The following is a 12969-nucleotide window of genomic DNA, read 5'->3' as shown; positions in this document are numbered from 1 at the left end:
TATTTTTTATGCGTTTTTAGCCCATTCAACAAGAGCGTCTTTTGGCATAAATCCAGCTCTATTAGCTACATTTTTACCTTCTTTTAATACGAATAATGCAGGGATTCCTCTAACACCAAAATCTTGAGCTAATCCTTGGTTTTCATCAACATTAACTTTTACTACTTTAATATCTTCGTTTTCTTCTGCGATTTGTTCAAGTACAGGACCTAACATACGGCATGGTGCACACCAATCTGCGTAGAAGTCTAAGATGATTGTACCTTCTTTTGTTTTTTCTGCAAAGTCACTTGCATTTGCGTAAATTACTGCCATTCAAATTCCTCCTTCAATAATATTCAAATTAATTATAAATGTTTTTAAACAGTTATTCAAATATTTTGCCCATTTATTTAAAATAAACTACAGTAACACCTTGTCCTCCTTCACTACCTTCACCATCACGGTGTTTTAAAACGAGACTATTACTGTCTAAATAGGTTTTTACTAACTTTCTTAAGGTAAGCGTTCCGTACCCATGAATGATGCTAGCAAATGGCATATTTGTCATTATACAGTCATCAATATATCGATCTAGCTCTATTCGAGCTTCTTCATATCTAAGTCCTCTTAAATCAACTTCACCTTTTACGTGTTTTTTAATCTTTGATGTTACTTTACTTTTTAATACTTGGGGTTTCTTTTCTTCAATAAATTCAAAATCAGTTTCTTTAAATACTGAACTTAATGCGCCCATTTTTACAACCCATTTATTCTTCTGTTTTTTGATTAATTCACCAGTTCTACTAAACTTAAGGACGTTTACTAAATCACCTGGTTTATATTCATGGTTTTTAGTCGATGATTCTAATGATTCTTCTAAGTTTAGTTGCTTAGTTTTATACTTCATATTAGCAATCTGGTGATCTTTAATCTCCCCAGATTTCTTAATCTCTTCAATTTCTTTGATAAGGTTAAGAGCTAATTGTTTTGTTTCCTTAATAATTTGACTCTGTTCTACTGATACTTTCTTACTTAAAGACTGTTTTTCTTTAATAAGGTCAACCTTTAACTTCTCGTTCTCTTTGACCAATGATTTTGAATTAGAGATAAGATCTTCGTATTCTCTAATCTTTTGGTCGAGAGTGTTACCTTGTTTTTCTAACTTATTAATAAGGTCTGTTACTTCACTTTTTGAAGTTAAGACATTTTCTTTAGCTGCTTTAATTATCTTTTCATGAAGTCCTAGTCTTTCACTAATTAATAAGGCGTTAGATTTTCCAGGAGTTCCGAGTAATAACCTATATGTCGGACTTAAGGTATCAACATCAAATTCAACACTAGCATTTACTACTTCATCTTTATTATAAGCATAAGCTTTTAGTTCCGGATAATGAGTCGTTGCGATAACATAAACTCCTCTGATTCTAATATAGTCTAGAATACTTATAGCTAGACTTGCTCCTTCTTTTGGATCTGTCCCACTACCAAGTTCATCTAGTAAGATTAAACTACCAACACTTAAATTAGTTATGATATCAATGATTCTTGTCATATGAGAACTAAATGTTGAAAGTGATTGCTCAATTGATTGCTCATCTCCGATATCAGCGAAGATATTTTCAAAAATAATTGTTTTACTTTCTTCATCAACGGGTATCAGCATTCCTGATTGAACCATTAGTGATAATAATCCCATTGTTTTTAACGCAACAGTTTTACCACCGGTATTAGGTCCTGTGATAATTATTAATCTTTCTCCTTCATTAAAAGTAATTGTATTAGCAACAACTTCTTTTTGATTGATTAAAGGATGTCTTGCCTTCCTTAAATTAACTTCAGATTCAGTTATTTCTGGCATCAAGCAATCATATTCAAGTGCAAACTTTGCCTTGGCAAAGATTGCATCTACTTTTGTTAGCAAAACAAAGTTATTAGATAATGGCTCATGTTGATCTGCGACTTTAATTGTTAAATCTCTTAAGATTCTTTCAATTTCTTTTTGCTCATCTAATTTTAATAGACTGATTTTATTATTGAGTTCCGCAACAACTGTCGGTTCCATATATGCTGTTTCACCACTTGATGAATAATCAACGATAGTTCCCTTAAAGTTATTCTTTTCACTTAGTTTAACGGGAACAACAAAACGGTTGTTTCTTATTGTAATTAAACTCTCAGCTAATCTAGTTTTTTGAGTGTTTAAGATATTATTTAGTCTTTCGGTTATTCTTCTTTCATTTGTTTTAATCTTATTTCTTATTTTAAGTAAATCATTTGAAGCACTATCGTGGATATATCCATCGATAGAAATCACTTGTTCGATTTCTTGTTTGAGTCCGGGTAATTTCGAAATACTTAAGAAGTAATCATCGAGATATTCACCTTCTATAAGGTTATCTTTAACGTTATCATAAAATCTAACGTTATTCCTACTCGCTTCAATCAAACCAATAATATCTAAAAATTCAGTTGGTCTAAGAACTGAATAGATACGGGCTTTTTGAAGGGTATCAGATAAATCTCTAATTCCACCAAATGGTGGTTCTTTGTATTTAACTAAAATATCAAAAGCGTGGTTTGTTTCATTTAATTGTCTGGTGATTTGTAAGGAGTTATTTGTTGGTGTAAATTCATCAACGAGTACTTTCCCTTTTAAAGTATGGGCTTTTTGTTTGATAAGGGCTTTAACTTTATCAAATTCTAATGTGTTTGTATTAAAATGCATATTCATCACTCCTGAATATTATTTTAACAAATAATGTGTTAAAATAATAGAGGTGAGGTGGATTTAATGAACTTTGTGCTTAAATTAGATGAACCAGATGTATTAAGAGTCATCGCTTTCTATCAAGATTATAAAAAATCTTCGAATAATGAACATATCCGTTTTTTCGCAAAAACGGATTTTATTAGTGTATCGGTTTATAAATCAGGTAAAGTAATGTTTCAAGGTGAAGATAGTGAACCGGAATACGACATGTGGAAGATTATGTTAAATATAAGTGAAGAGCCTAAGGAAAAGAAAAAGGTAAAAACACCTTTATACAACGACTACTTCTATCCCTCAATCGGGAGTGATGAAGTTGGGACTGGCGATTTCTTTGGTCCGGTTACTGTATGTGCTGCTTATTTAAGGAAAGAGGATATCGAATTTGTTAAAGGATTAGGTATTGATGATTCTAAAAAGATATCTGATGATAAAATATTGATAATTGGTGAACAGTTGAAAGACCGTGTTCCTTTCAGTTTATTAACTTTACATAATGAAAAGTTTAATGAGTTAACAAAGCGTGGCTTTAATATGAACAAGATAAAGGCTTATTTACATAATAAAGCTATTCTTAACTTGTTAGGAAAAATAAACGGAACTCCAGAAGTTATTATTGATCAGTTTGCTGAAGAGAAACTCTATTTTAGATATTTAAATGATGAAACTAAAGTATATCGAAACGTTACCTTAACAACAAAAGCTGAAAGCAAATATGCTTCTGTTGCAATAGGTAGTATTATCGCAAGATATGCTTTCTTAAAGCATTTTGACAATTTAAGTAAAGAAGCTGGGTATCACTTACTAAAAGGTGCTAACGCCGAAGTAGATAAGGTTGCAGCTAGAATGATAAAGGATAAAGGTATTAATTATTTATATAGTTATGCTAAACTAAATTTTAAGAATTTAGAAAAAGCTAAGGCAATCTGTGAGGATTTACTAAAAAGGTAGTTATATAGTTGTTTTTAAATAATCAAAGGTATATAATATAAAACGAAAGAATGAAGGAGTGAATAATAATGAATAAAAGATTAGAAGACGCAATTAATGAACAATTAAATTTCGAAATTGAATCAGCTCATGTATATTTAGCTATGCAAGGTTATATCGCAACATTAGGGTTACCTGGATTTGAAAATTGGTTAGCTGTTCAATATCAAGAAGAGTTAGCTCATTCAACTAAGTTCATGAAATATATCAATGAACGTGGTGGAAGAGTACTAATTAAAGGATTCGAAGATCCTCGTACTGATTATAAGAGTGTATTAGAAGTATTCGAAGTTGCTTTAAATCATGAATTTGAAGTTACTGCAAGAATCAATAACATCATGAAGATAGCTCACGAAGAAAGTGATTACGCTACAATTAGCTTCATGGGTTGGTTTGTTGATGAACAAGTTGAAGAGGAAGATAACTTCTCTACATTAATCGATAAAATCAAATTAGTTAAAGATGCTGGTCTTTATATGTTAGATAAAGAATTAGCAACAAGAGTATTTGTCGATCCAAATCAAGCATAGAGTAAAAAGCGCTAATTAGCGCTTTTTTTATTTTAATTTATTTGATATAATATTAAAAAATAGGTAAAGGGGTGTACTATGCAAAGTTTAGAGCAGAATATTAAAAAATTAAAGCCAACTTATACAGTAGATTTTGTTTTTCTTACAATAGGACTAGCTGGATTAGTTGCAGGGTTTATATTGTCAAACTTAGTTTTCAGTGTTGGTGGAGGTATTATCGCTATCCTAGGAGTTCTTATGTTTGTTAAGAGCCATAGTGGGATTAGAGATTATAACTTCATATTAGAAAACTATAAAACAAGTCCAGAACAAGCTCTTGGTATTTTGAATAAAGTAATAGACCAGCAAAAGAAATCAATTGCGGTTGATCAAAGAAAAGCTGATGGTGGCGGTAAAGATTCTCGAGATAGCGCTAATGACGTTATTAGAAAAACCGCTAAATTAGAAATCATGTTAGCTGTAAAAGAGCATATTAAGCAATATAACTAAAAATAAAAAGCGCAAATTTGCGCTTTTTTTGTTAGTTATTCTGTCTCGATTAAATTAAGTCTTCATTTACAATTTCATTTTGAATTCTTGGCCCAAATAGTTTTATATATAGTTGCTTACCGAAATAGACAATAACAGTAAATAATATAATTAACAAGATACCAACATATTCAGGAATATTGTCAGTTATAAAGCTGAGTAACCCAAAATATACTAACGTGTATATTGAGTATAGAAACATATAAGCACCTAATACGGTAATAAAGTACCTTTTAAATGATAGGGTAGTAAAAGGAAAAGCTATCTTTAAAAAGAATGTTGGTACTAGCGGTAATCCGATAACAATTATGTGTTTCCATGATGGGGTTGATTCTAACCATTTCAATACATAACCACTTACTTTCTTTTTATAGAGATAGTGTTCGGTTCTATTATCAATTTTTTTAATGAATATAAATAAGATGATGATACCTAAAATGTTACTTACTATCAATAGTAAGAAACCTAATTGAAAGCCTAGTAAAGTAAAACTTAAACTCATTGTAAAGAAAGCCCATGGATTATCAATAATGGGATGAAGAAGTCCAAAGATAATTACGATTATAAAACCGTAATTTCCAAGAAAAAGCATTATTTGATCAAATAGTATATTAAAATCCATAGTATCACCTAATTTCAGTATATAAGAAAAGATGATGGAGAACCATCATCTTACTTTTTTATTTAAGTTACATTATATAATTCAGAAACCACTATGAGTAATTCTTCTTCTGACATACCCATTTGCTTACATCTATTTACGTTCTCTTCTAGAACGTTTTTTATAGTCTTCTGTCTCTTCTTTTCTAGGGATTTCTTTGTATTCTTCATAACATATGATCCTTTTCCAGCTACGGTATAAATATAGTTGTTTCTTTCTAATAATTCCCATGTTTTTTTAATAGTAATGATACTTACACGTAATTCTTTCGCCATGCCTCTGATGGAAGGTAATATGGTGTCAGATGTTAAGATGCCATTTAATATTTGTGATGATATTTGCTCATATAATTGTTGGTATATCGGCGTTTGTGATTGATTACTTACTGATAGAAATTCCACTAATTAATGCTTTCATAATTTTGGATTGATCGTTTGATTGTTATAATACTTAAGATTATTGAAATACCAACGCCTACTACCATAACAATTAATTGTGTTCCGATACTTCCTTCAAAGATATCACGTGCAATTTGCAGTTTGAATTGACTAAACTCTAATAAAAATGCATATATTAGGACAACTATGTTCCCATAAATCACTGGTTTTCCGAAATAATATCCAGTTTTGAAGTAGTTAGGTAAGAATACAATATTGAATATCGCATATAGTAATACCATTGCTCCAAAGAAAGCATAATTTATATCTAAGAAGAAATTCCATTGTCCGTAAATCATATTGTGGATTATTCCAAAGAAGAATCCTACAGCTAAATGTACTCCTTCTATAATAAATAAGGCTACTACTTTTGATAAAACAATTTCTCTCTTAGATACAGGGAGCATTGCGTTAAAACTATGATCTTGTTTTGCAATATAACCTGAGTATATTTGTGATATGGAAATCCAGAAGAAATACATAAACACAAGTGAGAATATCCAATTAGGGATAAACATTAGTAATCCCAATAATACTGGGAGTATAAAGAAAAACTTATGTATTGATAATTTCAGTTCTTTATATACTAGATTTCTCATTTGATTTCCTCCTTGTTAGCATAATATATCATGATGTCATCTAATGATGGCTGTCCATATCGTATTGAATCGCTCTTAACTACTTTATCTGTCTGTATTAAACCGTTAAACCCAAATGCATTTGTTTTATAAGAAATAAGTTTACTCTTTATTGAATCTAATTCTTTGACAGTTCCGTTAACCAATCGGTATTTATCAATTAAATCGTCCTTAGAACTTGATTCAATCATTTTACCTTTTTGGATAAAAGTGATATAATCAGCACATTTTTCTAAATCACTTGTGATATGTGTTGAAAACAAAATACTTACGTTTCCATCTTCTACTAATGATTGAAATAGTTCAAGTAATCCATCACGAGCAACTGGATCTAATCCACTTGTTGGTTCATCAAGGATTAGTAGTTCTGCGTGATGTGATAACGCAAGAGCTATTGAATACTTCATTTTCATACCTTTTGAAAGTTCTTCTAGTCTTTTAGTAGGATCTAAATCGAATTTCTTTAAATATTCTTGATATACATTATTATCCCATTCAGTGAAGAATCTTTTATATACATCAGTAATATCATTAACTTTACTTTTTAGATAAAACGAATCTCCTGATACAAACCCTATATTCTTTTTTAGTTCAAGTTCATGTTCATCTATGTTTTTACCAAACACAGTAACTGTCCCTGAATCTTTTTTTATTACATTTAATAGCGCATTGATTGTGGTAGTTTTCCCAGCACCGTTTTCTCCTATAAACCCCATAATATATCCTTTTGGAATTGAGAATGATATATTATCTAATTTAAACTTTTCATATGTCTTTGTTAAGTTTTCTACAACTAAACTATCCATAATTACACCTCTTTCACTGTGCTCACTGCACATACACAGTATATACGCAGAATATTGGTTTGTCAAGAGTTAAGATTAGGAACTTTAGGGAATCTCTATACGCTTCTGTAAAGTGTTAATTTTTACGCTTCTTCTTTATATATTAGCGTACTTGGCCACTGAAAAATAATATTATGATATCATTATGATATATAGTAAAAAGGAGAAATATATGAAGGCAATTATAAGAAATAAGTATGGTGGTTATAATAACATTCAATATACAGATGTAGAAGAACCAGAACTTACAGATGATTCAGTTCTAATTAAAGTTCATGCTGCTAGCATCAATCAAGCTGATGTTTATATGCTTCAAGGAAAACCATTACCATTACGCTTTATGACTGGTTTATTTAAACCTAAGAATAAAGTTCTTGGTTCTGATGTTTCTGGAGTAATTACTAAAGTTGGTAGTAATATTACAGACTATAAAGTTGGAGATGCTGTTTTTGGTGAACTTTTGATGAATCAAGCTTCAGGTTATTCTGAATATGCTGTAATGATTCCAAAGCAAATGACATTAAAACCTGATAACGTTACACATAGTGAAGCCGCTGCTGTTAGTATGGCTGGTTTTACAGCATTACAAGGTGCAAGATTAGCTAACGTTAAAGAAGGGGACAAGGTATTAATCTATGGTGCTTCAGGTGGGGTTGGTACTTTCATGATCCAAGTATGCAAATACTTTAAAGCACATGTTACTGCCGTAGTTTCTACAAGAAATATCGACGTTGCTAAAGCTTCTGGAGCGGATATAATTATTGATTACAAAGTTGAGAAATGGGATGCTAGTAATATTAAGTACGATGTCATTCTTGCTTGTAACGGATATAACAAGCTATCAAGATATCGAGATGCTTTAAAGAGTGATGGAAGATATGTTATTTCCGGTGGTTCAATGAAGCAAATAACTGATATTATGATTAAGAAACCTTTCTTAAGAGGAAAGAAAGATATGCTCTTTACAAACTTTGTTGCTAAAATTTCTAAAGACGATTTAGATTTAATGGCAGATTTGCTAAATAAGAAATTGATTGTTCCTCATATTGATAAGGAATTCCCCCTTGCAGCTGGAAAAGATGCAATTAAACACTTCATGGAAAACAAAACAATTGGTAAAACAATCATAAGAGTAATATAATATGTAAAATAAAAAAAAGCCCTCGGGCTTTTTTTATTTTACTATTTTTACCTAATTAAACAGGTATTTAATTATACTAGGGAAACGTTTATCCCAATCTTCTTCTATATGTTGCGAACCTTCTATTAATTCAAATTTGATTTTATCTGGGTGGGTTTTATCTTTTAAAATATTAGCTATTGTCTGATTGGTATCGACATATAATTTACTAACATTCTCATTTGGTGATTCATTCGTTCCAACATCTAGATACATTTTATTGATATTAGAAAAATCACTTTCTTCCATCAACTCAACCATTTCGTTATAGTTAGGTCTTAGAGCACTTGAAATACTGGCAAACAATTTGAAATGCTCTGAATGTGAGGTTGCTGCATACATCGAGCATACTCCACCAACTGAGATCCCTAAAATTCCTGTTTTATCTGGTGTTGTTAATACTCGATATTTTTTATTTATTACCGGCATCAATGTATTTACGATATAATCCAAATAATCCTTTGCCTTCCCACCAAACACTGCATCACTCTTACGAGATTTAAAAGTGAATGGGAACAATTCATTATTTCTTACTTCTGCTGACATAATTCCAACTAATACTACTTCTGGTGAACTTGGATCAGTTTTAAAACTTTCCATAATTCCCCAACTCTTACCAGTATATCCGTCGTAATCATTAAACAAGATTTCGCCATCATTCATATATAGTACTGGATAAGATTTGTCACTATTGTGGTAGTTATCTGGTAGTGAGACATATACTTTTACGTCTCTTTCTAATTCTTCTGAATAAGTAATTATTACTGTGTATTCTTTCATTTAGTATCCTCTTCTTTTTTTATTTTTTGAACCCAGTTATGTAGTGTTGCTACTTCCTGAATATGACCATTCAATGCATGATCTGGCATTTCTTTACTGATTAAACATACTTTTACTTCATTTTGATCGAAATCATAAATGACATCAATCACGCTTTTGTGTTCGACAAATATATTGTCTTTTACTTTTTCTCCGATGTTAGGCACAACACTTGCGTCATACATTTTATTAAAGATGAACCCGTTTGGTCGTTCTTTACTAAATACTTTTATTTCTAATTTTATCTTCACTTTTCACAACTCCCTAATTACTGAATAGTAGTTTATTTTTCTAACTATTAAAATTTTACTACAGTTCTATTAAATCAACAATAACTAGAAAATTGAATTTATTCAACTGGTAGTTGAACTGCTAAAATTGAAGTTGATATTACCTAAAATTTGATCATTTGATAATACAAGCGTTTTCTATTCTAGAATGTAATAATTACGCATAAAAAGGGTGTTTTCGGACTCTGAATATGGTACTATTTGTCTTGTGTTTTTTCGAAAGGCGAGGATTTTATGACAAGAATTATTAATAATCTCTTTAATAGAAAAAGAGATATCAAAACAGAATTATTAGCAGGAATTACAGTATCGTTAGCATTAGTTCCTGAGGCTATAGCATTTTCTTTTGTAGCCGGAGTTTCTCCTTTAGTAGGATTATACTCTGCCTTCATTGTAGGTTTACTAACAGCAATTTTTGGTGGTAGACCAGGAATGATTAGTGGAGCTACTGGTGCATTAGCAGTTGTTATGGTTGAGTTAGTATTTGAACATGGTGTTGAGTACTTATTTGCTGCTGTTGTGGTAATGGGTCTAATTCAAATATTGGTTGGTCTATTAAAATTAGGTAAATTCTCTAGAATTATCCCTGAAACTGTTATGTTAGGGTTTGTTAACGGATTAGCTATCGTAATATTTTTGGCTCAACTTGGTAACTTTAAAACAGATGGCGTTTGGGTATTTGATTTACGTTTTGTAGTTACTATCATTATTGTTATTATTACGATGTTGATGATGCAATATTTACCGAAGATTAAAAAGAGTATTCCTGGAGCTCTAATTGCGATTGTCGCAATTAGTTCAATTGTCTTTATCTTTAATATTGATGTAACTACAGTTGGTGATTTAGCGAGTGTTAAAGGTGGTCTTCCTTCTTTCCATATTCCTGTAGTCCCTTTTAAATCAGAAACTTTAAGCATCATTCTTCCATATGCATTTATCTTTGCATCAATTGGATTAATTGAATCACTAATGACCCTTAGACTTGTTGATGATATTACCGATACTAGGGGTAGTACTGATAAGGAATGTATTGGCCAAGGTATTGCCAATACAGTAACTGGATTATTTGGTGGTATGGGTGGTTGTGCTATGATTGGACAATCTATGATCAATGTTGAGAATGGTGGTAGAACAAGATTATCTGGTATTTCAGCTGCATTGTTCTTACTAACATTTATTCTATTTGGTTCTACTCTTATTGAGCAAATTCCTATTGCTGTATTAACTGGTGTAATGTTTATGGTAGTTATATCTACTTTTGAATGGTTAAGTTTTAGAATCATTAGAAAAATACCTAAAAGTGATGCTTTTGTTATCATCTTAGTAACAGTCGTAACAATCTTTGCCGATTTAGCAATTGCTGTTGGACTTGGTATTGTTGCTTCAAGTTTAGTATTTGCCTGGAAGAAGGGTAATAACATTTTAATTGAATATGCTGAAAGCAAGAATGGTTGTAAAGAATACCATGTAAAAGGTGTTTTATTCTTTGGTTCAGTCGCAAACTTCAATGAAAGATTTGATCCTACAAATGACCCAGAAAAAGTAATTGTTAATTTTGGGCATGCTAGAATCTTTGATTATTCTGGTGTTGAAGCATTAAGTTTACTTACTGAGAAATATGAAAAACTAGGTAAAAGAATTTATGTTAAAAATATCAACAAGGATTGTAAACGTATAGTTAAGAAAGCGGAGAATCTTGGTAAGATTTACTTGTATAGTGATTTTGCTTTTCCTGAGTAATTATAATTAAAAAAAAGGACAACTTTCTATAAGTTGTCCTTTTTTATTTTTTAAAAGTATTATCTATTTCTAGAGCGATTCTTATTGTCGTATTTTGAGTAGTTCTTAGGTGTCACTTTCTTATTTCTTGCTCTTTTACGAGAATATGATTTATTGTTTTTACTTTTATTAGATTGATTGCTGTTTCTTTGATTGCTTTTACTTTTTGATTCAATTGGTAAAGCACTTGGTTCTATTGCATATACTGAATCTGTCTTTACAGTAATTTGCATTTGGATATGCTTTTGAATATCTTTTAATAAATCTATTTCATCATGAGAACAAAATGAAATAGCAACTCCCCCTAGACCAGCTCGTCCAGTTCTACCGATACGATGAATATATGTTTCTGGGACTTCTGGTAGGTCATAATTGATAACATGAGATAACTCGTCAACATCAATTCCTCTAGCTGCGATATCTGTTGCGACTAATACTCTTGTTTTTTTCTGTTTAAATGAGTTTAGGGCTTTTTGTCTTGCACTTTGTGATTTATTTCCATGAATTGCTGCTGAAGCTATATCTAATTGATCTAATAGCTTAACAATTTTATTAGCTCCATGTTTAGTTCTTGAAAATACTAAAACAGATTTTAGATCTTTCTTTTTAAGAAGATCAACTAGTAAATCAATCTTTTTCTTTTTACCGACATAGTAAATAGATTGCTTGATTTTATCAATCATTTCTTCTTCTGGGGTTACCATTATTCTTACTGGTTTATGTAACATTTCATTGGAAAGAGTTACAATTGCCTGTGGCATTGTAGCTGAGAAGAACATTGTTTGTCTTTCTTTTTTAACCATTGCGACAATTTTTCTTACATCTTTAACAAACCCCATATCTAACATTCTATCAGCTTCATCTAAAACTAGATATGTGACATGTGCAAGAGTAAGTTTTCTTTGTTGGATTAAATCTAATAATCTACCTGGAGTAGCTACTAAAATATCAACACCGTTTTGGAGGATTCTAACTTGCTTAGATTGTGGTACTCCTCCGTAAATTACGGTAGTTCTTAGTCTAATGTTTCTACCGTACTCTTTGAAGTTGTCATGAATTTGTAAGGCTAGTTCTCTTGTTGGTGCAAGTACTAGTGCTTTGATATTTCTATTTGAAGGGTCATTAACTTTTTCAAAGTGTAGATTTTGAAGAATCGGGATTGCAAATGCTGCTGTTTTCCCTGTCCCTGTTTGAGCACTACCTAGGATGTCTTTTCCTTGTAACAACACCGGGATAGATTCAAGTTGAATCGGTGTTGGTTCAGAATATTCCTTAGCTTCTAATGCCTTTAATATTGGATCGATAACGTATAGTTCTTTAAATGTCATTTATTTGATTGCTCCTTTTTGTAGATTACATATATACAATCAAATGAATTATCTTTTGAAGATACATATCTCTATTATTCTAATCAATCATAACACAAAACAAATATTTTGCATTGTTTTTCACTTTATATCGTAATTCTATTTGATGTAAACGTTTTGATAGATTGCTTAAATGTAGTTACATTAAGGGGATAT

14 protein-coding genes are annotated in these 12969 nt (G+C 30.9%); 5 read left to right on the top strand and 9 right to left on the bottom strand.

Features of this window, described 5'->3' with window-relative positions; genetic code table 11:
- Window positions 1-6 precede the first annotated feature (6 nt).
- Together trxA and KQ51_RS06110 are read right to left on the bottom strand one after the other, a co-directional pair.
- The gene (gene trxA / locus KQ51_RS06115; RefSeq protein ID WP_038470222.1) at window positions 7-315 is read right to left on the bottom strand and encodes a thioredoxin; all 309 of its coding nucleotides are present in this window, start codon (window positions 313-315) and stop codon (window positions 7-9) included.
- A gap of 73 nt (window positions 316-388) precedes the next feature.
- Window positions 389-2707: an endonuclease MutS2 gene (locus tag KQ51_RS06110; protein WP_038470219.1), complete on the bottom strand. Its 2319-nt coding sequence runs from the start codon at window positions 2705-2707 to the stop codon at window positions 389-391.
- Between the two features lie 66 nt (window positions 2708-2773).
- Between KQ51_RS06110 and rnhC the strand changes: the two genes are divergently transcribed.
- The 3 genes from rnhC to KQ51_RS06095 all read left to right on the top strand — a co-directional run bounded on the left by rnhC (window position 2774) and on the right by KQ51_RS06095 (window position 4758).
- Complete coding sequence (rnhC, locus tag KQ51_RS06105) at window positions 2774-3700, top strand: ribonuclease HIII (RefSeq protein WP_038470216.1); 927 nt, start codon at window positions 2774-2776, stop codon at window positions 3698-3700.
- Window positions 3701-3765: 65 nt separating this feature from the next.
- Entirely contained in the window at window positions 3766-4269 is a 504-nt protein-coding gene (locus tag KQ51_RS06100; protein WP_038470212.1) for a ferritin, read from the top strand.
- A gap of 78 nt (window positions 4270-4347) precedes the next feature.
- The gene (locus KQ51_RS06095) at window positions 4348-4758 is read left to right on the top strand and encodes a hypothetical protein (protein WP_038470209.1); all 411 of its coding nucleotides are present in this window, start codon (window positions 4348-4350) and stop codon (window positions 4756-4758) included.
- A gap of 49 nt (window positions 4759-4807) precedes the next feature.
- On the opposite strand, the gene KQ51_RS06090 is transcribed toward KQ51_RS06095, so the two are convergent.
- The 4 genes from KQ51_RS06090 to KQ51_RS06075 form a co-directional block, all read right to left on the bottom strand.
- Window positions 4808-5419 carry a hypothetical protein gene (locus KQ51_RS06090; protein WP_038470206.1) on the bottom strand — a complete coding sequence of 204 codons (612 nt, stop codon included), beginning with the start codon at window positions 5417-5419 and terminating at the stop codon, window positions 4808-4810.
- Between the two features lie 62 nt (window positions 5420-5481).
- Window positions 5482-5859: a GntR family transcriptional regulator gene (locus tag KQ51_RS06085; RefSeq protein WP_038470203.1), complete on the bottom strand. Its 378-nt coding sequence runs from the start codon at window positions 5857-5859 to the stop codon at window positions 5482-5484.
- Window positions 5859-6494 carry an ABC-2 transporter permease gene (locus tag KQ51_RS06080; protein WP_038470200.1) on the bottom strand — a complete coding sequence of 212 codons (636 nt, stop codon included), beginning with the start codon at window positions 6492-6494 and terminating at the stop codon, window positions 5859-5861. Before KQ51_RS06080 ends, KQ51_RS06085 begins: the two co-directional genes overlap by 1 nt.
- Entirely contained in the window at window positions 6491-7339 is an 849-nt protein-coding gene (locus tag KQ51_RS06075) for an ABC transporter ATP-binding protein (RefSeq protein WP_038470197.1), read from the bottom strand. Before KQ51_RS06075 ends, KQ51_RS06080 begins: the two co-directional genes overlap by 4 nt.
- A 211-nt stretch (window positions 7340-7550) precedes the next feature.
- Here KQ51_RS06075 and KQ51_RS06070 point away from each other — a divergent pair, with 211 nt between their 5' ends.
- Window positions 7551-8519, top strand: a complete 969-nt coding sequence (locus KQ51_RS06070) for an NAD(P)-dependent alcohol dehydrogenase (protein ID WP_038470194.1) — start codon at window positions 7551-7553, stop codon at window positions 8517-8519.
- Window positions 8520-8570: 51 nt separating this feature from the next.
- Here KQ51_RS06070 and KQ51_RS06065 read toward each other — a convergent pair whose 3' ends face one another.
- Both KQ51_RS06065 and KQ51_RS06060 read right to left on the bottom strand, forming a co-directional pair.
- Entirely contained in the window at window positions 8571-9338 is a 768-nt protein-coding gene (locus KQ51_RS06065; RefSeq protein ID WP_038470191.1) for an alpha/beta hydrolase, read from the bottom strand.
- Window positions 9335-9628 carry a hypothetical protein gene (locus KQ51_RS06060; protein ID WP_038470188.1) on the bottom strand — a complete coding sequence of 98 codons (294 nt, stop codon included), beginning with the start codon at window positions 9626-9628 and terminating at the stop codon, window positions 9335-9337. The genes KQ51_RS06065 and KQ51_RS06060 overlap by 4 nt, the downstream gene beginning before the upstream one ends.
- A 273-nt stretch (window positions 9629-9901) precedes the next feature.
- Here KQ51_RS06060 and KQ51_RS06055 point away from each other — a divergent pair, with 273 nt between their 5' ends.
- Window positions 9902-11407 (top strand): SulP family inorganic anion transporter, encoded by a 1506-nt coding sequence (locus tag KQ51_RS06055; RefSeq protein ID WP_052609282.1) that lies wholly within the window; start codon window positions 9902-9904, stop codon window positions 11405-11407.
- 59 nt (window positions 11408-11466) lie between these two features.
- On the opposite strand, the gene KQ51_RS06050 is transcribed toward KQ51_RS06055, so the two are convergent.
- Window positions 11467-12774: a DEAD/DEAH box helicase gene (locus KQ51_RS06050; protein ID WP_038470185.1), complete on the bottom strand. Its 1308-nt coding sequence runs from the start codon at window positions 12772-12774 to the stop codon at window positions 11467-11469.
- Between the last annotated feature and the right edge of the window lie 195 nt (window positions 12775-12969).

The sequence above is a fragment of the Candidatus Izimaplasma bacterium HR1 genome (assembly GCA_000755705.1).
In the GTDB taxonomy this organism is placed as follows: Bacteria; Bacillota_I; Bacilli_A; order Izemoplasmatales; family Izemoplasmataceae; genus Xianfuyuplasma.
Note: the sequence above shows the minus strand (reverse complement) of the source record. Positions and strands in the feature narration are given on the sequence as shown.